A 21,814-nucleotide genomic window follows, 5' to 3' on the forward strand; every position below is an offset into this window, starting at 1 on the left:
GACCCTCGCCCGCGCGGGCGGGGGCGATACGGGAGAACGGCATGAATTCGCCTCAGATCTTTCACGCAGGCCACGACATGCCGGGGCGGCACTTTGCCCGCTCGATGAACATCCGCACGACGATCCTGGCCTCGCGCTGGCTGATCGCCGGCACCACCGCGCTGTGCCTGCTCGGGGGCGTGGCCTACGCGCTGTTTACCCGGCCGGTGTACCGCTCGGACCTGTTGATCCAGGTGGAGCCGAGCGCCTCCGAGTCGCGCTCCCCCTCCGGCGACGTGCGGCCGATGCAGGAGCTGAAGCCGGACACCACCTCGGAGATCCAGGTGCTGAACTCGCGCATGGTCGTGTCGCGGGCGGTGGAGACGCTGAAGCTGTATATCGATGCCGCGCCGCGCTACGTGCCGGTGATCGGCTGGTGGCTGGCCGCGCGCACGGACGGGCCGTCCCAGCCGCTGCCGGGTGGCTACGTGCATGGCGCGGAGCGCATCGACGTGGCCCGCTTCGATGTGCCGGCCGGCTGGCAGGGCAAGACCTTCGTGATGACGCTGGGGAGGAACGGGTCCTACGTGCTCACGCTGTCGCAGATGTGGGGCGAGCCGCTGCTGACGCTGCGCGGCAAGGTCGGCGTGCCGCTGCACGCGGACACCGCGCGCGGGCCGGTGGACCTGCTGGTGAAGACCGCCGACGGGGAGCCCGGCGCCACCTTCACGATCAAGCGCTACTCGGAGATCGCCACCACGGAATGGCTGCAACGCTCGCTGTCGATCTCGGAGCGCGGCAAGCAGTCGAGCATCATCGGCGTGGCGCTCGATAGCGTCGATCCGGTGCGCGCCAGCCAGATCCTGAACGTGGTGGGTACCGAGTATGTCGAGCAGAACGTGCGGCGGCGCTCCGAGGAGGCGGACAAGTCGATCCGCTTCCTGGACGAGCAGCTGCCGCAGCTCAAGCAGCAGGTGGAGGAATCGGAGAGCGCCTACAACGCCTATCGGGCCAAGGAAGGCGCCGTCGATACCAGCGAGGAGGCCCGCACGCTGCTGGAGCAGGCCGTCGCCATGGAAACGCGCCAGCTCGACCTGAAGGAGAAGCGCCGGGAGCTGATCACGCGCTACACGGACGAGCACCGCTACGTGCGCGCGCTGGACGCCCAGCTGCAGGAGGGCGCCGCCGCGCTGGCGATCAACCAGGCGCGCACGCGCAACCTGCCGCTGATCGAGCAGACGCTGTTGCAGCGCCAGCGCAAGATGAAGGTGGACACCGAGCTGTACACCAATCGCCTGAACGCCCGTCAGCAACTGGCGCTGGTGCGCGCCGGCAAGGTGGCGAACGTGCGGCTGATCGACCCCGCCACGCCGCCCGAGACGCCGTTCATGCCGCGCCGGGGCGTGGCCGTGGGTGGCTCGCTGCTGGCGGGCCTGTTCGCCGGGCTGGTGCTGGCCACGTTCCGGCGCCGCATGGCCGGCGCCGTGCAGGACCGCGAGGAGATCGAGATCGCCACGGGCCTGCCCGTGTACGCCACCGTGCCGCGCAGCCGGCTGACCAGCGAGACCAAGCCCGGCCGGGCCAACTGGCCGCTCCGGCTGGCCAGCCCGGCGGAGCGCGCCGTGCTGCCCGATGCCGCCATCGAAAGCCTGCGCACCATCCGCACCACGCTGCACTTCGCCCTGAGCGAGGCGCCCAACCGCGTGGTGCTGATTACCGGGCCGACCGCCGGCATCGGCAAGTCCTTCGTCGCCGCGAACCTGGCGACGCTGGCGGGGGCGTCCAAGCGCCGCGTGCTGCTGATCGACGCGGACCTGCGCAACGGCGCGCTGCACCGGCGCTTTCACGTCGACCGGGGGCCCGGCCTGTCCGAGGTGGTGGCCGGCACGCACCGGCTGGAGGACGTGGTGCGCCGCGATGTCTCGTATGGGCTGGACCTGCTGTCCACCGGCCTGCACATGGCGGGCCCGAGCGAGCTGCTGCTCCAGCCGGAGCTGGCCGCGCTGATCGAGCGCGTGGCGGCCCAGTACGACATGGTGGTGCTTGACGGCCCGCCGCTGCTGCCCGTGGCGGACGCGCTGGTGCTGGGCCGCTTGGCCGGCACCGTGCTGATGGTGGCGCGCCACCGCGTGACCACGGTCGACCAGATCGACGAAAGCACGCGCCGGCTGGCCCAGGCCAACGTCGCCGTGCAGGGCGTGATCTTCAACGACTTCACCGGCACCCTGCATCGCTACAGCTATGCCTATGGCACCAACGCAGAGCCCCAAGCGCCCCGCCCGGCCACGCCGGGCTCCTCCCCAAGCGAGCCGTCATGACTTTCTCCCACAACAAGCGCGTCACACTGGTCACTGTCACCTACGGGGACCGGCTCCACTACTGCGTGGAACTGCTGCGCCGCGCCTTCGACGAAGAGGGCGTGCGGCACGCCGTGGTGGTCAGCAACAACTCGGCATCGGACCTGAGCCTGCTCGAAGCCCGCTGGGGGCGCCGCATCACCGTGGTGCACCTGCCGACCAACACCGGCTCGGCCAATGGCTACGCGGTCGGCATCGAGACCGCGCTGCGCGGCGATACCGACTACCTCTGGCTGATGGATGACGACAACGCGCCGTGCCCCGGCGCGCTGGGCGTGCTCTGCCATCAGCTGGACGTGCTGACCCGCGAAACCGGCCGGGGCCGCGCGGCGGTGCTCGGCTTCCGGCCCGACCATCAGGGCGACATCGCCATGGGCGTGCCGGGCGCGCTGGCCTCGCCGCCGCGTTCGAGCTACTTCGGCTTCCACGTCGCCCGCATCCCCTACAAGATCTGGCGCCGCACGCCGTGGGGAAAACCGCGTCCGCGCGCGCTGCCTGCGGTGGTGTCGATGCCGTTCGCGCCGTATGGCGGCTTCCTGGCTCACCGGGACGTCTACACCGACCTCGGCCTGCCGGACCCGAATCTGGTGCTCTACGCGGACGACATCGAATACACCTGGCGGCTGACCGCCCGGGGCGGGCGCATCGCGCTGGTCACCGGCGCGCAATTGGAGGATCTGGAGGGCTCCTGGAACGTCAAGCGCCACTGGAAGAACCACTTCGAGTGCCTGCTGCTGAGCGGCTCGGACTTCCGCGCGTACTACAGCAGCCGCAATCAGGCGTGGTTCGACAAGAACTACTGGTCCACGTCCGGCTTCACCTATCGGCTGAACCGGCTGGTGTTCCTGATCCTGCTGCGGTTCTACGGCAAGCGCCGCAGCGCGGCGGCGCGCCTCAGCCTGCTCGAACGCGCCATTGCCGATGGCGAGGCGAACCGCCTGGGCTTTCATGCCGATTATTCCCTGTAGTCGCTCCCCCACCGAGACCCCCATGCCGTCCCACCCGGAATCCGCGAGCCTGACCATCGTCATCTGCAACTACAACTACGCGCGGTTTCTGGGTGGGGCGATCGACTCCGCGCTGGCCCAGACCGCGCCGGCGGTGAAGGTCATGGTGATCGACGATGGCTCGACGGACGGCTCGCGCGAGATCCTGCACGGCTACGGCGACCGCATCGAGGCCATCTGCCAGGCGAACGGCGGACAGGTCTCGGCCTACAACCACGCGCTGCGCCGCGTGACCACGCCCTACGTGATCTTTCTCGACGCCGACGATCTGCTGGAGCCGGACGCCGCCGCGACGGTGCTGGCCGCCTTCGCCGCCGGCGACTACGCCAAGGTGCAGTTCCGGCTGGAAGTGATGACCGGCGATGGCACGCTGACCGGCGTGCAGGTGCCGCAATCGAACGCCGTGGCCGACTGTGGCGCGCTGCTGCGGCAGGGCTGGCTCTATCCGTCGCCGCCAGGCTCCGGCAACGCCTATCGCGTGGAAGCCCTGCGCCGCATCTTTCCCGTGCCCGTCACCGCCGAGAACATCCACGGCGCCGATTTCTATGCGATCTATGGCACCGCGCTGGTCGGCGACGTGTTCGCCATCGATCGGCCGCTTGGCCGCTACCGGGTGCACCGGCAGGACAACGGCGGGCTGTCGCTGGCCAATGCGGAAGACGCGCTGGCGGGCGCCCGGCAGTCCACCCGGCGCTGGACGCTGCTGCGCGAAATCGCGCGCCAGCGGCTCGGCATTACGCTGCCGGCGGCGCCGCTCGACTTCGCGCTGGAGAAGGCGCTGTTCGCCACCGCGCTGTACGGGGCGCCGCTCGGGCAGCGCTGGCGCTGGTTCCTGCGCGAGTCCGGCCGCTACTTCCACACCGTCACCGCGAACCCGTACTGGAGCCTGCGCAAGAAGCTGGCGGTGTCCGGCCTGACGGCGCTCGCGCTGGTGCCGGTGGCGGCGGTTGGCGACCGCGCGATCCGCTATATCGCCAACCCGCTCGCGCGCAGCGGGGCGCCGGTGCGGCCGGTGGCGCCAGCGGGCGGTGACCCGACCATCGTGTCGATCAATGGCCGCTATCTGGGCCGGCGCCCGACCGGGGTGGACCGCTTTGCGAACGAGGTGATCCGCAGCATCGACGAACTGGTCGCCACGCAGGCACCCGCCGTGGCGGGGCTGTCGTTCGAGCTGCTGATCCCGCCGTCGGTGCAGGTCGAGCCGGAACGCTTTCCCAACCTCCGCATCCGCACCGTGCCGGGCGGCAACGGCCAGTACTGGGAGCAGGTCTGCCTGCCGCTGGCGGCGCGCGGCACCTTGCTGCTGAACCTGTGCAACGCCGGGCCGCTGCTCTATCGGAATCAGGTGACGGTCATGCACGACGCCGCGCCGATGCGCGTGCCGCAGGCGTACACGCGGGCCTTCCGGGCCTGGTATCGGATGATGGCGCCGTGGATCGGCCGCATCGCCCGGCGCGTGCTGACGGTGTCCGAGTTCTCGCGCGGCGAGCTGATCCAGGCGTATCACATCCCGGGCCGCAAGATCGGCGTGCTGCCGATGAGCGGCGACCACATGCTGCGGCTGCCGGAGGAGGCGGACGTCCGCGAGAAGTTCCACTTGTCTGGCCGGCCGTACATCCTCGCCGTCAGCAGCGCCAGCCATCACAAGAATTTCCGGCTCGTGGTGGAGGCCATCGAGCTGCTCAAGGCCACCGACTACGACGTGGTGATCGTCGGCGGCGGCATGCCGATGCTGAAGGCGGTGCAACAGGTGTCGCCAGACTTCGTGAAACGGGTGGGCTATGTCGACGATGGCGATCTCAAGGCCCTGTTCCGCCAGGCCGCCTGCTTCGTGTTTCCGTCGCTGTACGAGGGCTTCGGGCTGCCGCCGGTGGAGGCGATGACGCTGGGCTGCCCGGTCATCGCGTCCAACCTGCCCTCGGTGCGCGAGGCCTGCGGCGATGCGGCGATCTACTTCCGCCCGACCAGCGCGGCGGAGTGCGGCGAAGCCATGATGCACGTGATGCACGACAGCGCCCTGCGTGACCGCCTGCGCACGCAGGGCTTCGCCAACGTGCAGCGCCGCTCGTGGCGCCTGACCGCCGACCGGCTTCTCACCGAGATTTCCCCATGGCTGCCCCAGCGATGACCCCCGCCCCGAATTTCGCCCCGACTCCCTTTCCCGGCGAGTTCGGCAGGGTGGCCGTGGTGCACGACTGGCTGACCACCTACGCCGGCTCCGAGCGCGTGCTGGAGCAGATTCTCAAGATCTGGCCCGACGCCGACCTGTTCAGCGTGGTCGATTTCTTCCCGGACGACCAGCGCCACGTGCTGCAGGGCAAGCACGCCAAGACGTCGTTCATCCAGCGCCTGCCGCGCGCCCGGAAGTCGTTCCGCAACTACCTGCCGCTGATGCCGCTGGCGGTGGAACAGTTCGACCTGTCCGACTACGACCTCGTGATCTCGTCCAGCCATGCCGTGGCGAAGGGCGTCATCACCGGGCCGGAGCAGCTGCACGTCAGCTACATCCATTCGCCGATCCGCTACGCCTGGGACCTCCAGCACCAGTACCTCGACGAATCGCGCCTGACGCGCGGGCTCAAGAGCTGGATCGCACGGGCCATCCTCCATTACATGCGGATCTGGGACCATCGCACCGCCCATGGCGTGGACCTGCTCGTGGCCAACTCGGCCTACGTGGCGCGGCGCATCCGCAAGGTCTACGGCTGCCCGGCCACGGTGGTGTTCCCGCCGGTCGATGTGGAGCGTTTCGGCCTCGGCCAGTGCCGCGAGGACTTCTACCTGACCGCTTCCCGGTTGGTGCCGTACAAGAAGGTCGCGCTGATCGTGGAAGCCTTCGCGGCCATGCCGGACAAGCGGTTGGTCGTGATTGGCGATGGGCCGGACTTCGCGCGCATCCAGGCCATGTTGCCCCCCAACGTGAAGATGCTGGGCTACCAGTCGACCGAGATACTCATTGACCACATGCAGCGCGCACGCGCCTTCGTGTTCGCGGCCGAGGAGGATTTCGGCATTGTGGCCGTGGAGGCGCAGGCTTGCGGCACGCCGGTGATCGCGCTGGGGCGGGGCGGTGCCAGCGAGACGGTGGTCGACGCCGGCAACGCCGGCACCCGTACCGGCGTGTTCTTCCCGCGCCAGACCGTGGAGGACATCGTGCGCGCGGTCTGCCGCTTCGAGGACAGCGGCTGGTTCGACCCGGCTGTCTGCCGTGAGAACGCGCTGCGCTTCACGCCGGAGCGTTTCCGCAGCGAGTTCCTGGCCGTGGTGCGGCAGGCCATGGCCGGGCAGGGCGGCCGGCCCCGCACCGCGTCGCCCGAGCCGGAACCCCCGCCGCCCACGGAACCGTTCCACACCGATGACCTCGCGGTCGTCCCCAGATAGATGCCGATGCCCCCTCCAACCCCGCCCCGCGACTTCCATGACGGCTACTGGTGGGAAGACCCCACCCGGCTGCTGCTGTATTTCATCCTGCCGCTCTATGTACTGATCTCGGTGTCGCTGCTGGGCGACCAGAAGGCCATCGAGCGGGTCTACTTCACCAGCTTCTACGCGCTGGCCGGCGGGCTGTTCCTGGTGGTGCTGACGGTGGCGTCCTACGCGGGCGATTCGCTGTCCCCGCTGGCGCCCCGGCCGCGCGCCGAGATGCCCGTGCACATCCTCGACGCGCTGTTCTGGCTCGCCCTGATCGGCTATCTGGTGATGATGGGCGGCGTGATCGCCCGGCCCGCCGTGCTGATCTCCTTCCTGACCGGCTCCGCCAGCACCTACGACGTCCTCGAACTGAAGGGCCGCATCGCCGGCATCAGCACGCTCACGCAGGCCGGCGTGGCCTATGTGCCGCTCTACTTCTACATCTTCCGCCAGCCGGTGCGCGGCCTGAACCGCTACAAGGTCTTCCTGGCCGTGCTGCTGGTGCTGACGGTGCTGCGCAGCTTCATCTTCGCCGAGCGGCTGGCGCTGGTGGAACTGGTGCTGCCGTGGGTGCTGATGGTGATGCGGTTCCGGAATGTCCCCCGGCGCAACTGGCTGCTGCGGCTCGGGCCGTTCGCGGCCATCGGCCCGCTGATCGGCTTCTTTATCGCCAACGAGTACAACCGGTCGTGGGAGACGCACTACGTCAATCTCTACGACAACATCTTCGAGTTCGCGCTGGAACGGCTCGGCATGTACTACTCCACCTCGCTGAACAACGGCGCCGGGCTGCTGGCGATCATGGGCTGGGGCGCCGGCGACGCGGTGTTCACCTTCGACTGGCTGGTCAAGTTCCCGGTGGTGGGCGAGTTCATGCGCCCGCTGGTCGGCAATGGCGACAGCTACACGATGTTCCTGAGCGACTTCGGCGACCCGGAGTTCAACAATCCGTCCGGTATCTACGTGCACTTCCACGAGTGGGGATGGTTCGCGCTGCTGCTGGCGGCGGGCATGGGCTGGCTGCTGTCCCGCAGCTACGCGGGCTGGCGCGCGGGCGATGGCTTCTGGTGCTGCGCGCACGCTGTGCTGCTGGTGTCGCTGCTGGAGATTCTGCGCGTGCCCAACCTGTTCAGCGGGCGCAACTTCGTGCCGCTGGCGCTGCTGTGGCTGATCTTCCAGATGGCCGGCCAGCCGGTGCGACGACGGCTGCCGCCGGTGCCGCGTGGTGTGATCCGTCCCGGTCCCCGCTGACGCTACGCCGCCATGCCGACCTCCATCCGCGCCACCGCGACCTATCTCCTGCTGATCCAGGCCGGCAACTACCTGTTCCCGCTGCTCCTGCTGCCGCTGCTCGGAAGGGTGCTCGGGGTGAAGGAGTTCGGCGTGCTGGCCTACTGCCAGGCGCTGGCGCAGTACCTGATCCTGCTGACCGACTACGGCCACAATCTCACCGCCACGCGGCTGGTGTCGCTGGGGCGGGACGACCGCACGGTGGTCGACCGCGTGTTCTCGGCCACGATGGCCGCCAAGCTGACCCTGACGCTGGCCGCCGCGCTGCTGATGGCCGGCACGCTCGGGCTGGTGCCGAGCCTGCGCGAGCACTGGACCATCCTCGCGGCGGCCTTCGTCGGCGTGGTGGCCAACGCCTTCACGCCGATCTGGCTGTACCAGGGGCTGGAGCGCATGAAGGTGCTGGTGGTGCCGAATTGCATCGCCCGCGCGGTCAGCCTGGGGTGCGTGCTGATGTGGGTGCGCGGGCCGGGGGACGCCGCACTGGCGGCACTGGGCATTAGCGTTGGCACGGTGCTGCTGGCGGTGGCGGCGCTGTGGGGCATCCACCGGCAGCGGCTGGCGTCGCTGGTGGCCGTGTCGGTGCGCGAGGTGGCCATCTCGTTCCGCGAAGGCTTCCCGGTGTTTCTCTCGCTGGTGCTGGTGAGCTTCTACGTCACCTTCAACGCCATCCTGCTCAACTACTTCCACGGGCCGGTGGCGGTGGGGCAGTTCTCCATGGCGGACAAGATCCGCGTGGCGGCCCAGACCATCTTCACGGTGGTGGGCACGGCCTTCTTCCCACGCATCAGCCAGTACAACGTCACGGACCCCGAGGCGGCGCGCGCGCTGCTGCGCAAGGCGATGCTGGCGGTGTTTGCCTGCGCCGGCGCGCTGGCCATCGGCATCGAGCTGTTTGCCGATGTCGGCATCCGCATGTGGCTGGGCGAGCCGTTCCACGACGCCATCCTGCTGCTACGCCTCGAAGGCGTGCTGCTGCCGGTGACCAGCGTGGCCTTCGTCTTCGGCAACCTCGGCCTGCTGGCGCTGGGCCGCCACCGGCTGGTGCAGAACATCTACGCCGCCGTGACCGTGCTCCACCTGCTCTACGTGGTGCCGCTGGTGATGCTGATGGGCGCCCGGGGCACGGTGATCTCGATCATCCTGACCGAGGTGTTCGGCGCGCTGGCCTTCTTCATCTGCTACCGGCGCGAGGCGACTGCCCGCGCCACGGCCCGGGGCGTGGACCCTGTGGCGCCCATTCCCGCACCGCTTGAAAGAGCGACCTGAACAGACTTCACCACCATCGACCTGGGAGATTCAGACATGAACCGCAAAGGCATCATCCTGGCCGGTGGGTCCGGCACGCGGCTGTACCCGATCACGCAGTGCGTGTCCAAGCAACTGCTGCCGGTCTATGACAAGCCGATGATCTACTACCCGCTCTCCACGTTGATGACGGCGGGCATCCGCGAGATCCTGGTCATCTCCACGCCGCAGGACCTGCCGCGCTTCGCCACCATGCTGGGCGACGGCAGCCAGTGGGGGCTGGACATCCAGTACGCGGAGCAGCCCTCGCCGGACGGGCTGGCGCAGGCCTTCATCATCGGCCGGGGCTTCGTCGGCAAGCACCCCTCGGCGCTGATCCTCGGGGACAACATCTTCCACGGCAACGATCTCGCCCGGCTGCTGGCGCGCACCAACCGGCGCGAGGAAGGCGCCACCGTGTTCGCCTATCACGTGGACGACCCGGAGCGCTACGGCGTGGTGGAGTTCGACGAGGACTTCCGCGCGCTGTCGATCGAGGAAAAGCCGGCCGCCCCGCGCTCCAGCTACGCGGTGACCGGGCTGTACTTCTATGACAACGCGGTGTGCGACATCGCGGCGGACATCCGGCCCTCGGCGCGCGGCGAGCTGGAGATCACCGATGTCAACTCGCGATACCTGGAAGCCGGGAAGCTCGCCGTGGACATCATGGGGCGCGGCTACGCGTGGCTGGACACCGGCACGCACGACTCGCTGGTGGAGGCGGCGCTGCTGGTCTCGACGCTTCAGAAGCGGCAGGGCCTGATGGTGGCCTGCCCGGAGGAAATCGCCTACCGGCGCCGCTGGATCGATGCCGAGCAGCTCGGCCGGCTGGCCAAGCCGCTGGGCAAGAGCCACTATGGCAAGTACCTCCAACGGCTGATCGCCGAGACGCCGCGCGTGCGGTGAGTCCGCTACGTCCGAGGAGGGCTCATTGCTGCCGCAGGGCCGTGCGCACCTGCGGCAGCCGGGTCCGGTCCGCGCCCGACACCTGCGGGGCGCCGGTCCCGTTGCAGCCGGTCAGGGCGATGCCAGTGCCGTCCAGCGTGTTGCCGTCGCAGGTCCAGGCGTCCGTCGGGCAGTTGCGCACCTGGAGCGACAGCGCTGCGCCGCCAATCGTCACGAACCGGTTGCGCGAGACCCGCACGTTGCACACATTGCCGACCGCCCGGAAGCCATCGTAAGTGGCGCGCGTGACCTGGTTGCCCGCCACCAGCACCCGCGCGACGCTGCCCGTCCCCGTATTGATGTCGATGGCCGCATGGCCCGCCGCCAGCCGGTTGTTGCCCGGCTGCGTGGCGTTCTCGATATCCGAGATCATGTTGTCCGTCACCTGCACATTGGTCACGCCTGCCGTGCGGTAGCCGTCCTCCTGCGCGATGAGCACCGCCGCCGCCTTCTGCACCCCTTCGATCCAGTTGTTGGCCAGGGTCACGTCGGTGCCGCCGACGATGGACGCGCCGCGCCCCCAGGCGTTGCCGGCGAGGTAGTTGGCGCTGACGAGGATGTTCTGGTTGATCGTGCCGTCGCGCTGGTAGCTGACGATGCCGATCATGTCGTCGCCGGTGGCGGTGACGGAGTTGTCCTGCACGAGCACGTCGCGCGAGCCGCCGGTGATGTGGATGCCATCGGCCAGCGTGCCATTGACCTTGTTGCCGACCAGCGCGATGCTGTTGCCGCGCGAGACGAAGATGCCGGCGCTCGCCCCGCCACGGATGGTGACGTCGAGCACCTGGATGCCGTAGCCGTCCACGGAGACCTTGGCGGAGGTGGACGATTCGAGCCGCTGCGTGCCGGTGCCGACCAGCGTGACGCCGACCAGCGTGGCGTTGCGGCCGGTGATCTCCACCGCCTGCGCGTCCGGGCTGGTGGCGGTGAGCGTGGCGCCGTAGCCGGACACCACGACCTGCTCGCCACGGATGGCCAGCACGTTCCCCACGCGATAGTTGCCCGGCGCCAGCACGAGGCGCTGGCCCGGCTGCAGGCTATCCAGGGCCGCTTGCAGGGCAGCGGCCTGGTCGGCCCCGCCGGCTATCGGCTGGACCGCCACATCGGTTGTGGCGCCGACCGCGTCGATCGAGCCGCCCGGCGCCTTGCGGCTGCCAAGCCACAGCACGAGCGCCGCCAGCGCCACCGCTGTCAGTACGCTGGCCGCAGCGCCCTTGCGCTGGCGCCCCGTCATGTCGCCCGGCCTGCCGGGGCATCAGGCGAGACCTCCAACTCGATTGCGATAGTGCCCATGGCTTTGGTTCTCCGTCCACTCTCCGTCCAGACCGCTGGTTCGCCGTTGCATCATAGGCGCTGCGCTGGCCCGGGCCGGCCGCTTTGTCCGCCAGGACCGGGAACTTGGCGGATTTGGACGGAGAATCTGTTGCGTGGGCGTTGGGTGTGCGCTATCCGGCTGCCGTTGCCGCCGTCGCCATGGCCCGCTCCAGCACCCGCGCCACGTGCAGCGCCTCCCGGCCTGCACCATCGTGGATCTGATGTCGGCAACTCGTCCCATCGGCCACCACGAGAGTGTCGCCATCGGCCTTGCGCACCGCCGGCAGCAGCGACAGCTCCGCCATCTTCATCGAGGCTTCGTGATGCTCGGCCTCGTAGCCGAAGCTGCCGGCCATGCCGCAGCACGACGACTCCACCAGCTCGGTCTTCAGGCCCGGAATCCAGCCGAGCACCTGCTCCACGGGGCGTACGGCATCGAACGCCTTCTGGTGGCAGTGGCCGTGCAGCAGCGCCCGGGCCGTGCCGATGGGCTGGAGCGATGGGGCGAAGCGGCCGGCGGCGTGCTCGCGGACCAGGAATTCCTCGAACAGGAACGCGTTGTCCGCCAGTTGGCGCGCGGCGTCGCCGTAGCCGTACTGGAGGAATTCGTCGCGCATCGACAGTAAGCAAGACGGTTCGAGCCCCACCACGGCCACGCCGCGCGCGACGAAGGGCAGCAGCGCGTCGAGCGCGCGCCGGGCCTCGGCCTTGGCTTCATCGACCAGACCTGCCGCCAGGAAGGTCCGGCCACAGCACAGCGGGCGCTCGCCCGGCACCGCCGACAGGTGCACGGTGTAGCCGGCCCCTTCGAGCACGCGCTGGGCCGCGCGGGCGTTCTCGGGCTCCATATGGTTGTTGAAGGTATCGACGAACAGCACCACCTCCTTGCCGCCCGCCGCCTTCGGCGTGTAGTCGCCCCCAAGGAAAGCCGCCTGCCAGCGCGGCAGCGAGCGGCGGGCGGACAGGCCGAACAGCCGCTCGCTCAGCGCCGGCAGCCCCGGCACGCGGTCACGCAGGTTGAACAGCCACGGCAGGCGGCTGGCCAGCCCGGCGTAGCGCGGCAGGAAGGCCACCATGCGGTCGCGCGCGCGCAGCTTGCCGGCCTTGGCGTGGGCGGCGCGGACTTCGATCTTCATCTTGGCCATGTCGATGCCGGTGGGGCAGTCGCGCTTGCAGCCCTTGCAGGAGACGCAGAGGTCGAGGGTTTCCTTGACCGCTGGCTCCAGCAGCCCCTCCGGGCCGAGCTGGCCGGACAGCGCCAGCCGCAGCGTGTTGGCGCGGCCACGGGTCAGGTGCTGCTCGTCTCGCGTGACGCGGTAGCTCGGGCACATCGTGCCGGCGTCGAACTTGCGGCAGTGGCCGTTGTTGTTGCACATCTCCACGGCCGCCGCCAGCCCGCGCGCGGGGTCCAGGCCGGTGCCGGGCGTGCTCTCGGCCTCGGTCACCGGGTCGCGCGTGACGTTCCACGCCGACCAGTCGAGCGCCGGCGTGATCGGCTTGACCGTATAGCTGGGCGGGAAGCGGAACAGCGCGGTGTCGTCCATCTTCGGCGTGCCCACGATCTTGCCGGGGTTGCAGCGGTTTTCGGGGTCGAACAGCGCCTTGACCTCGGCGAAGGCCTGGTTCAGCGCCGGGCCGAACTGCCACGCCACCCATTCGCCCCGGCAGATGCCGTCGCCATGCTCGCCCGAATAGGCGCCCTTGTATTCGCGGACCATCGCGGCGGCTTCCTCGGCAATCGCCCGCATCTTGGTGGCGCCGTCGCGGCGCATGTCGAGGATGGGGCGCACATGCAGCGTGCCGACGCTGGCGTGGGCATACCACGTGCCGCGCGTGCCGTGCTTGTGGAAGACCTCGGTCAGCCGGGAGGTGTACGCGGCCAGATGCTCCAGCGGCACCGCGCAGTCCTCGATGAAGGACACCGGCTTGCCGTCGCCCTTCATGCTCATCATGATGTTCAGGCCGGCCTTGCGCACTTCCCACAGCGCCTTTTGCGGGCCGGCGTCGGGCATTTCGACCACCGAGCCGGGCAGGCCGAGATCGGCCATCAGCTCTACCAGCCGGGCCAGGCCGCGCACCGTGGTCTCGCGGTCTTCGCCGGCGAACTCCACCAGCAGGATGGCCTCGGGCTCGCCCACCAGCGCGCGCTCGATCACCGGGCGGAAGGCCGGGTTGTGGCGCGCGAGGTCGATCATGGTCCGGTCGACCAGCTCCACCGCCGCCGGCTGCAGGCCGACGATATGGCGGGTGAGGTCCATCGACTGGTAGAAGGTCGGGAAATTCACCACGCCGAGCGTCTTGTGCGTGGGCAGCGGCGCCAGTTGCAGCGTCAGGTGCCGGAAATAGGCCAGCGTGCCCTCCGAGCCGACCAGCAGGTGGGCGAGGTTGACGCTGCCGTCGGCAGTGTAGGGGCGTTCGTTCTGGGGATGGAACAGGTCGAGGTTGTAGCCGCCCACGCGCCGCAGTACGTGCGGGTACATCTCGGCGATGGCGTCGCGCTCCCGCTCGGCGATGCGCCGCACGCCATCGGCGATGGCGCGGTGCGGGGCGCCGTCCGCCGGCCAGCCGGCGTCGAAGCGCACGTCCTCGCCGCCGGCCAGGATCGCCTGGATGCCCAGCACGTTGTGCACCATGTTGCCGTACTGGATCGAGCGCGACCCGCACGAGTTGTTGCCGGCCATGCCGCCGATCGTGCACTGCGCCGCCGTGGAGACGTCCACCGGGAACCAGAGCCCGTGCGGCTTGAGCCAGGCGTTGAGGTGGTCGAGCACGATGCCGGGCTGCACAGTCACCGTGCGCGCCACCGGGTCGAAGTCGATCACCTGGTTCAGGAACTTGCTGTTGTCGATGACCAGCGCCTCGCCCACGGTTTGGCCGCACTGGCTGGTGCCGCCGCCACGCGGCAGCAGGGGCGCCTTGAAGTCGCGGGCGATGTCCAGCGCCAGCCGGGCGTCGGCTTCGTCGCGCGGCACGACCACGCCAATCGGCATGACCTGATAGATCGAGGCGTCTGTGGCGTAGCGGCCACGGCTGGCGGTGTCGAACAGCACGTCGCCGCGCAGCTCGGCGGCGAGCCGCCGGTACAGCGGCGACTGCGTGGCGGGTGACGATGCGGCGCCGGGCATGAAGCGCAGCGGCTGCACGCCGGGCGGCGTGGGGGTGGTAGGCAGGGCCATGAGCGGGGATGTCTCCGTGTGCATGCACTGGAGACGCCGTCGCCCTGGCCCGTGGCGCGCCTGCCCGCGTGGGCGGCGCGTCTGGGGGATCAGGCGGCGGCGTCCTGTGCGCGTTCTAGTTCGGCGATCAGCGCGTCGTGCTTGTGTTGCAGGTGCGCGCGCAGGATGTCTCGCAGGGCGGCGCCGTCGCGCTTCGCCAGGGCATCGAGCATGGCGCCGTGCTCGCGCACGGCCAGATCCCATTTGTCCTGGTCGAAGTTGGAGCGGAAGCGCAGCGCCTGGATACGCAGGTTGATGCGTCGATAGGTCTCCTCGAGGATCGGATTGCGCGCCGCGGCGTTGATGGCGTCGTGGATGCGCCGGTTCAGCGCGTAGTAATTAGGGAGGTCCCGGCGCGCGTGGCACGCCAGCATCTCGTAGTGCATGGCACGGATCTCCACCAGCTCGGCGTCGGTGATGCGCTGGCAGGCCAGCTCGCCGCTGGTGGCTTCCAGCGCGCCCATCATCTCGAACAGGTGGTCGATCGCTTCCTTGGACAGCACCACCACCTCGGCGCCCCGGTTTGGCAGCAGTGTGACCAGACCGTCACCCGCGAGCACCTTGAAGGCTTCCCGCAGCGGCGTGCGCGAAACCTGGAGCAGGTCGCACAGCACGCGCTCATTGAGCCGGGTGCCCGGCGCCAGCTCGCCTTCCATGATCATGGTGCGCAGGCGCTGGGCCACCGCCACATGCAGGATCTGGCGGTCTACGGCTTGCGAGGGAGTGGTCGGATTGGCGGTCATCAGGGATCGTGTGGCTTGACAGTATTGTATTCAAAACCTACTCTGGGGCAAGCACGAACTGCATTCCGGTGTCGTTGGCCACGCCCGGAACAGCGCGACGAACGGTGTGAAATCCTGATAAGTACTGATTTATAAGGACTTTTTGCGGAATGCGAGGCGCTTGCGCCGGGCAACATTATCCCGCATGCCGGACGCGCAGTGCATCCCCGATTTTTGAATACAAAATTCAAACCGAAGAACACGAGGCGACATGATCCGACTGAACTCCCATCCCAGCGGCCGGCACTTCCTGCAGATCCCGGGTCCGACCAACGTGCCCGACCGCGTGCTGCGCGCAATGGACTACCCGACCATCGACCACCGCGGCCCCGAGTTCCAGCAACTCGGCAAGAAGGTGCTGGCGGACATCCGCAAGATCTTCCAGACCGCCCAGCCGGTTGTGATCTATCCGGCATCCGGTACGGGCGCATGGGAAGCGGCGCTGGTGAATACGCTCTCCGCCGGCGACCGCGTGCTGATGTTCGAGACCGGCCACTTCGCCTCGCTGTGGAAGAAGATGGCCGACAAGCTCGGCCTGAATCCGGAATTCCTGGTGGGCGACTGGCGCCACGGCGTGGACGCCGCCGCCATCGGCGCGCGGCTGGCCGAGGACCGCAGCCACGAGATCAAGGCGGTCTGCGTGGTCCATAACGAGACCTCCACCGGCGTGACCTCCGACATCGCCGCCGTGCGCCGCGCCATCGACGCGGCCGGCCACCCCGCGCTGCTGCTGGTGGACACCATCTCCTCGCTGGGCTCGATCGACTATCGCCACGACGAGTGGGGCGTGGACGTGACCGTCTCCGGCTCGCAGAAGGGGCTGATGCTGCCGCCGGGCCTGTCGTTCAACGCGGTCAGCGCCAAGGCCGTGGCGGCGTCGGCCAAGTCCAAGCTGCCGAAGGCGTTCTGGGGCTGGGAAGAGATCATCGAAGCCAACAAGAATGGCTTCTGGCCGTACACCCCGGCCACGAACCTGCTCTACGGGCTGTCCGAGGCGTGCGACATGCTCCAGGAAGAGGGCCTGCAGAACGTGTTCGCGCGCCATCGCCGCCATGCCGAGGCCACGCGCGCCTGCGTGAACGCCTGGGGGCTGGAGATCCTGTGCCAGAACCCGGCCGAGTACAGCCCGGCGCTGACCGCCGTGGTCATGCCGGACGGCCACAACGCCGACACGCTGCGCAAGGTGGTGCTGGAGAACTTCAATATGTCGCTGGGGCAGGGGCTGTCCAAGCTCTCCGGCAAGGTCTTCCGCATCGGCCATCTGGGCGATTTCAACGACCTGACGCTGATGGGCACCCTCGCCGGCGTGGAGATGGGCCTGGCGCTGGCCGGCGTGCCGCACCATGCGGGCGGCGTACTGGCGGCGATGGAAAGCCTGCGCGCGGCCGCGCTGAAGCCGGCGCTGCGCGCCGCTTGATCCGGTCACCAACGACGTAGAAGAAAAAGACGGGCCGCCCGGGATTCCCGGGACGGCCCGGCCGTACCGCCGATGCGCCAGCAGAGCGCACGGATCACACCAAAGGAGACAGACCATGACGTTGCGTTCCCCCGCACGCGCCGCCGCGCGTGCTTCGCTGCTCGGTATTGCCCTCAGTGTTTCATTTGCCGCTCCCGCGTTTGCCTGGGAGCCCACCAAGCCCGTCGAGATCGTGGTCCCGTTCAGTGCCGGCGGCGCCTCCGACCAGATGGCGCGCTCGATCCAGGGCATCATCGCCAAGCACAAGCTGATGGGCCAGCCGGTCATCGTGGTGAACAAGGCTGGCGCCAGCGGCGCCGAGGGCCTGATGGACACCAAGGCGTCCAAGGGCGACCCGCACAAGCTGCTGGTGACCTCGTCCGCGCTCTATACCGTGCCGATGGTCAGCCAGTTGCCGTTCAACTGGCGCGACCTGACCCCGGTGGCCATGGTGGCGATGGACGAATTCGTGCTGTGGACCAACGCCGAAGCGCCCTACAAGACCCCGACCGACTACATCGCCGAGGCCAAGAAGCAGCCCGGCAAGCTCAAGATGGGCGGCACCAGCTCCAAGCGCGAGGACCAGATCATTACCGCGCAGATGGAGCGCAAGGCCGGCGTGCGCTTCATCTACATCCCGTACAAGGGCGGCGGCGAGGCCGCTACGCAGCTTTCGGGCAAGCACATCGACTCCAACGTGAACAACCCGTCCGAATCGATCGGCCAGTGGCGCGCCGGCGAGCACCGCGCGCTGTGCGTGTTCGCGCCGTCGCGCATGCAGTACACGGGCAAGGTCACGGCCACGCAGAGCTGGGGCGATATCCCCACCTGCAAGGAAGCCGGGCTGGACGTGCAATACCAGATGCTGCGCGTGTTCATGCTGCCGGGCGGCGTCACGCCGGACCAGCAGAAGTACTACGTCGAGCTGATGCAGAAGGTGGCCGCCACGCCCGAGTGGAAGGAGTACCTCGAAAAGAACGCGCTCAAGAACGAGTTCCTGACCGGCACCAAGCTGACCGAGTTCCTCCAGGCGGACGAGACCCGCCACAAGGACATCATCAAGGAAGCGGGCTTCGTGGCAGCACGGTGATGGTTTGCTCCCCTCTCCCGCGAGAAAGTGCGGTTCGGGGGGGCGGGTTGCTCCCCTCTCCCACTGAGGGGAGAGGGAGAAACCGCGGCACGGAATGATCCACTTGGGCGTCGCTGATGGCGTCGCCCTTTCAATTGGGAGGTTCTAATGAGCGAGCATACCGACGCCACGGCCGCGCCGGCGGCCATCACGGTGCGCACGGCGGAGATCGCCGTGGCGCTGCTGATCGCCGCCGGCGCGGTCGTAGTCATGGTCAGCAATTACCAGATCGGCGCGGGCTGGGCGCCGGACGGCCCGCAGGCCGGCTACTTCCCGCTGCGCATCGGGGCCATCATCTTCGTGGCCTGCCTGGCCGTGTTGTGGCAGGCGTGGCGCACCGCGTCCGACGCCACCTTCGTCACCTGGCCGCAGCTGCGCCAGGTGGCGGTGATCCTGGTGCCGCTGACGATCTACATCGCGCTGATCAAGTTCCTCGGCATCTATGTGGCCAGCGCCATCTTCATCGCCGGCTTCATGCGGGTCATCGGCAAGTTTGCCTGGTGGCGTGCCGTGCTGACCGGCGTTGCCATCAACGCCGCGCTGTTCTGGATCTTCGAGATGCAGTTCCGCGTGCCACTGCCGAAGGGCCCGCTCGAAGCGGCGTTCGGTTTCTGAGGGGACGGGCGTGGAAGAACTCAACTCACTGATGGGCGGCTTCGCGGTCGCCATGTCGTGGCACAACGTGGGGCTGATGCTGGTCGGCATCCTGCTCGGCATCGTCGTGGGCGTGTTGCCGGGGCTGGGCGGCCCCAACGGCGTGGCGATCCTGCTGCCGCTGACGTTTTCGATGGAGCCGACCTCGGCCATCATCATGCTGTCCTGCATCTACTGGGGCGCGCTGTTCGGCGGGGCGATCACCTCGATCCTGTTCAACATCCCCGGCGAAGCCTGGTCCGTGGCGACCACCTTCGACGGCTACCCGATGGCCCAGCAGGGCGAGGCCGGGCGGGCGCTGACCTCGGCCTTCACGGGCTCGTTCCTCGGCGCACTGGCCGGCGTCCTGTTGATCACCTTCCTGGCGCCGCTGGTGGCGAAGTTCGCGCTGCGCTTCGGGCCACCGGAATTCTTCGCGGTGTACTTCCTCACGTTCTGCAGCTTCGTCGGCATGGGCAAGGAAGCCAAGGCCAAGATCGTGATCGCGATGTGCATGGGCTTTGCGCTGGCGGCGGTGGGCATGGATACCGTCTCGGGCACGCTGCGCATGACCTTCGGCTCCACCGAGCTGCTGCGCGGGTTCGACTTCCTGGTTGCCGTGATCGGCCTGTTCGGCATCAGCGAGATCCTGATCACGATGGAGGAGGGCGTGGCCTTCCGCGGCAAGCGCGCCAGCATCGACCTCAAGGTGGTGCTCAAGACCTGGGCCGAGCTGCCGCGTTACTGGATGACGCTGATCCGCTCGTCGGTGATTGGCTGCTGGCTGGGCGTGACGCCGGGCGGCGCCACGGCGGCGTCATTCATGGGCTACGGCGTGGCCAAGCGCTTCTCGCGCAACCGCGAGAGCTTCGGGCGCGGCAATGTGGAAGGGGTGATCGCGCCGGAATGCGCGGCGCACGCGGCCGGCACCAGCGCACTGCTGCCGATGCTGGCGCTGGGCATTCCCGGCTCCGCCACGGCCGCCGTGCTGCTGGGCGGCCTGATGATCTGGGGCCTGCAGCCGGGGCCGCTGCTGTTCACCGAGCAGAAGACCTTCGTCTGGGGGCTGATCGCCAGCATGTACCTGGGCAACATCGCCGGGCTGATCGTGGTGCTTTCCACGGTGCCGCTGTTCGCCGCCATCCTGCGCATTCCGTTCGCGATCATCGCGCCGCTGATCCTCGTGGTGTGCGCCATCGGCGCCTTCACGGTGCACAACGCCATGTTCGACGTCTGGCTGATGCTGATTTTCGGCGTGATCGGCTACGTGCTGAAGAAGCTCGACTACCCGCTGGCGCCGCTGGTGCTGGCGCTGGTACTGGGCGACCGCGCCGAGGATTCGTTCCGCCAGACCATGCTGATGTCCCAGGGCCAGATGGACGTGTTCTGGTCCAACGGCCTGGTCGGCACGATCATGGCGCTGGCCGTGGCGGTGCTGGTGTGGCCGGTGATCGGCGGGCTGGTGGAAAAGGGCCGGCGCCGGAAGGTGCAGCCGACTTGATCGGCCAACATCGTCAGCCGACGTAGTAGAGGATGCTGACGAACTGGCAGAAGCTGCCCGCCAGGACGAAAAGGTGCCAGATGCCGTGGAAGTGGCGCACGCGTTCGTCGAACAGGAAGAAGCCGATGCCGGCGGTATAGGTGGCGCCGCCGGCCACCAGCCAGTACAGGCCGGCGCGCGGCAGGGCGGCGGTGAGCGGGTCGAACGCGAAGACTACCAGCCAGCCCATGATCACGTAGATCGACAGGGACAGGATGCGCGTGCGGTGGCCGATCCACAGTTCCTGGATGATGCCGATGACCGCGAGGCCCCAGTTGACGCCGAACAGCGTCCAGCCCCAGGGGCCGCGCAGCGTGACCAGCGCGAACGGTGTGTAGCTGCCGGCGATGAGCAGGTAGATGGCGCAGTAGTCGAGCCGGCGGAAGATGTCCTTCGCCGGGCCGCGGATGCTGTGGTAGACCGTGGAGATGGTGTAGAGCAGGACCAGCGTGGTGCCGTAGACCACCGAGCTGACCACCTTCCAGGCATCGTGGTGCAGGGCCGAGGAAGTGACGAGCACTGCCATGCCGGCGGCCGCCAGGACCGCCCCCGCGAGGTGGCTGTAGCCGTTGAACCGTTCGCCGCGATACATCCCCGAAGCTCCGTTTCCGCGTTGGACCAGCCGGCATTTTGGCATGGATCAAGCGGGGGGATGTTGCGTCGCCGCAAATCGGACTAGTACGAAACGCCCTTTTTTCTCCCCGCTCCGGCTGGCGGCTGCGGGGAGAAACCATCCCGTTACGTCATCGCCTGGAAGAATTTCAGCGTCCGGGCGTTGGCCTCCTGTGCTGCATCCGCCACGTAGTGCACGCCGTCATTGCGGGCGAAGGCATGCTGGCAGCCCGGGTAGGTGTGGATCTCCACGTGCGGGCTGTCTTCCAGCGTCTCGATGATCTTGGCGCGGGCCTCGGCCGGCACGAATTCGTCTTCCTCGGCGATATGCATCAGCAGCGGCTTGGCGATACGGGGCGCCTCGTCCAGGTGCTTGTCGATGCCGACGCCGTAGTACGACACCGCCGCATCGGCCCCGGTGCGCGCGGCCGTCAGGTAGGCCAGCAGCCCGCCCAGGCAGAAGCCGACCGTGCCCACGCCGCCGGTCACGCCCGGCTGCTGGCGCACGGCCTGGATGGCCGCGTCGATGTCCGCCACGCCCTTGTCCACGTTGAAGCCGTTGTACAACTCCAGCGCGCGCTTCCACTCGGCCTCGGTCTTGTCGGTCAGCTCGACATTGGGTTCCTGGCGCCAGTACAGGTCGGGGCAGATCGCCACGAAGCCTTCGCGCGCGAAGTTGTCGCAGGTCTCGCGCATGTCGGCGTTGATGCCGAAGATTTCCTGGATGACCACGATGGCCGTGCCGCGCGCGTTGGCGGCGTCCGGCGTGGCGAGGTAGGCGGCGAAACTGCCGTCCGGTACGGAAAGGGTGATGCGCTGGCCCATGGTTGTCTCCGGTGGTCGTGGGGGGATAGGTC

General features: G+C 68.5%; 15 protein-coding genes and 2 pseudogenes. 12 read left to right on the top strand and 5 right to left on the bottom strand.

The features are described 5' to 3' along the window. The first annotated feature begins 41 nt into the window (after positions 1-41). The 8 genes and pseudogenes from AC1DP9_RS11830 to rfbA all read left to right on the top strand — a co-directional run bounded on the left by AC1DP9_RS11830 (position 42) and on the right by rfbA (position 10,237). Complete coding sequence (locus tag AC1DP9_RS11830) at positions 42-2,297, top strand: GNVR domain-containing protein (protein WP_477107433.1); 2,256 nt, start codon at positions 42-44, stop codon at positions 2,295-2,297. Further along, positions 2,294-3,304 (top strand): glycosyltransferase, encoded by a 1,011-nt coding sequence (locus AC1DP9_RS11835; protein ID WP_477107434.1) that lies wholly within the window; start codon positions 2,294-2,296, stop codon positions 3,302-3,304. Before AC1DP9_RS11830 ends, AC1DP9_RS11835 begins: the two co-directional genes overlap by 4 nt. 22 nt (positions 3,305-3,326) lie before the next feature. Beyond that, positions 3,327-4,334: pseudogene (locus AC1DP9_RS11840) on the top strand (glycosyltransferase family A protein); the annotation flags it as partial. Between the two features lie 606 nt (positions 4,335-4,940). Continuing rightward, positions 4,941-5,471 (top strand): annotated as a pseudogene (locus AC1DP9_RS11845) (glycosyltransferase family 4 protein); the annotation flags it as partial. Beyond that, the gene (locus tag AC1DP9_RS11850) at positions 5,453-6,724 is read left to right on the top strand and encodes a glycosyltransferase family 4 protein (RefSeq protein ID WP_477107435.1); all 1,272 of its coding nucleotides are present in this window, start codon (positions 5,453-5,455) and stop codon (positions 6,722-6,724) included. The pseudogene AC1DP9_RS11845 and the gene AC1DP9_RS11850, both read left to right, overlap by 19 nt. A 6-nt stretch (positions 6,725-6,730) precedes the next feature. Beyond that, positions 6,731-8,005, top strand: coding sequence for an oligosaccharide repeat unit polymerase (locus tag AC1DP9_RS11855; protein WP_477107436.1), 1,275 nt, complete (start codon positions 6,731-6,733; stop codon positions 8,003-8,005). A 12-nt stretch (positions 8,006-8,017) separates the two neighbouring features. Next, positions 8,018-9,313 carry an oligosaccharide flippase family protein gene (locus tag AC1DP9_RS11860; protein WP_477107437.1) on the top strand — a complete coding sequence of 432 codons (1,296 nt, stop codon included), beginning with the start codon at positions 8,018-8,020 and terminating at the stop codon, positions 9,311-9,313. Between the two features lie 36 nt (positions 9,314-9,349). Beyond that, a complete protein-coding gene (rfbA, locus tag AC1DP9_RS11865) occupies positions 9,350-10,237 on the top strand; it encodes a glucose-1-phosphate thymidylyltransferase RfbA (protein WP_477107438.1) in 888 nt (295 codons plus the stop codon). Positions 10,238-10,259: 22 nt separating this feature from the next. Here the strand turns inward: rfbA and AC1DP9_RS11870 are convergent, their stop codons facing one another. The 3 genes from AC1DP9_RS11870 to AC1DP9_RS11880 form a co-directional block, all read right to left on the bottom strand. Further along, positions 10,260-11,510 (bottom strand): right-handed parallel beta-helix repeat-containing protein, encoded by a 1,251-nt coding sequence (locus AC1DP9_RS11870; protein WP_477107439.1) that lies wholly within the window; start codon positions 11,508-11,510, stop codon positions 10,260-10,262. A gap of 211 nt (positions 11,511-11,721) precedes the next feature. Further along, entirely contained in the window at positions 11,722-14,766 is a 3,045-nt protein-coding gene (locus AC1DP9_RS11875; protein ID WP_477107440.1) for an FAD-binding and (Fe-S)-binding domain-containing protein, read from the bottom strand. An 89-nt stretch (positions 14,767-14,855) separates the two neighbouring features. Continuing rightward, a complete protein-coding gene (locus tag AC1DP9_RS11880) occupies positions 14,856-15,548 on the bottom strand; it encodes a GntR family transcriptional regulator (protein WP_092293840.1) in 693 nt (230 codons plus the stop codon). 250 nt (positions 15,549-15,798) lie between these two features. Here AC1DP9_RS11880 and AC1DP9_RS11885 point away from each other — a divergent pair, with 250 nt between their 5' ends. The 4 genes from AC1DP9_RS11885 to AC1DP9_RS11900 all read left to right on the top strand — a co-directional run bounded on the left by AC1DP9_RS11885 (position 15,799) and on the right by AC1DP9_RS11900 (position 20,306). Further along, a complete protein-coding gene (locus AC1DP9_RS11885; protein ID WP_477107441.1) occupies positions 15,799-17,004 on the top strand; it encodes a pyridoxal-phosphate-dependent aminotransferase family protein in 1,206 nt (401 codons plus the stop codon). A 115-nt stretch (positions 17,005-17,119) separates the two neighbouring features. Further along, on the top strand, positions 17,120-18,133 hold the full coding sequence (locus AC1DP9_RS11890) for a Bug family tripartite tricarboxylate transporter substrate binding protein (RefSeq protein WP_441591277.1): 1,014 nt from the start codon (positions 17,120-17,122) through the stop codon (positions 18,131-18,133). A 147-nt stretch (positions 18,134-18,280) separates the two neighbouring features. Then, positions 18,281-18,787: a tripartite tricarboxylate transporter TctB family protein gene (locus AC1DP9_RS11895; RefSeq protein WP_092293834.1), complete on the top strand. Its 507-nt coding sequence runs from the start codon at positions 18,281-18,283 to the stop codon at positions 18,785-18,787. Positions 18,788-18,797: 10 nt separating this feature from the next. Continuing rightward, complete coding sequence (locus AC1DP9_RS11900) at positions 18,798-20,306, top strand: tripartite tricarboxylate transporter permease (RefSeq protein ID WP_092293832.1); 1,509 nt, start codon at positions 18,798-18,800, stop codon at positions 20,304-20,306. A 13-nt stretch (positions 20,307-20,319) separates the two neighbouring features. On the opposite strand, the gene trhA is transcribed toward AC1DP9_RS11900, so the two are convergent. After that, positions 20,320-20,937 carry a PAQR family membrane homeostasis protein TrhA gene (trhA, locus tag AC1DP9_RS11905; RefSeq protein WP_092293830.1) on the bottom strand — a complete coding sequence of 206 codons (618 nt, stop codon included), beginning with the start codon at positions 20,935-20,937 and terminating at the stop codon, positions 20,320-20,322. 146 nt (positions 20,938-21,083) lie between these two features. After that, positions 21,084-21,782 carry a dienelactone hydrolase family protein gene (locus AC1DP9_RS11910; protein ID WP_477107442.1) on the bottom strand — a complete coding sequence of 233 codons (699 nt, stop codon included), beginning with the start codon at positions 21,780-21,782 and terminating at the stop codon, positions 21,084-21,086. Positions 21,783-21,814: the final 32 nt, after the last annotated feature.

It is taken from the genome of Cupriavidus sp. 01L43 (assembly GCF_056399925.1).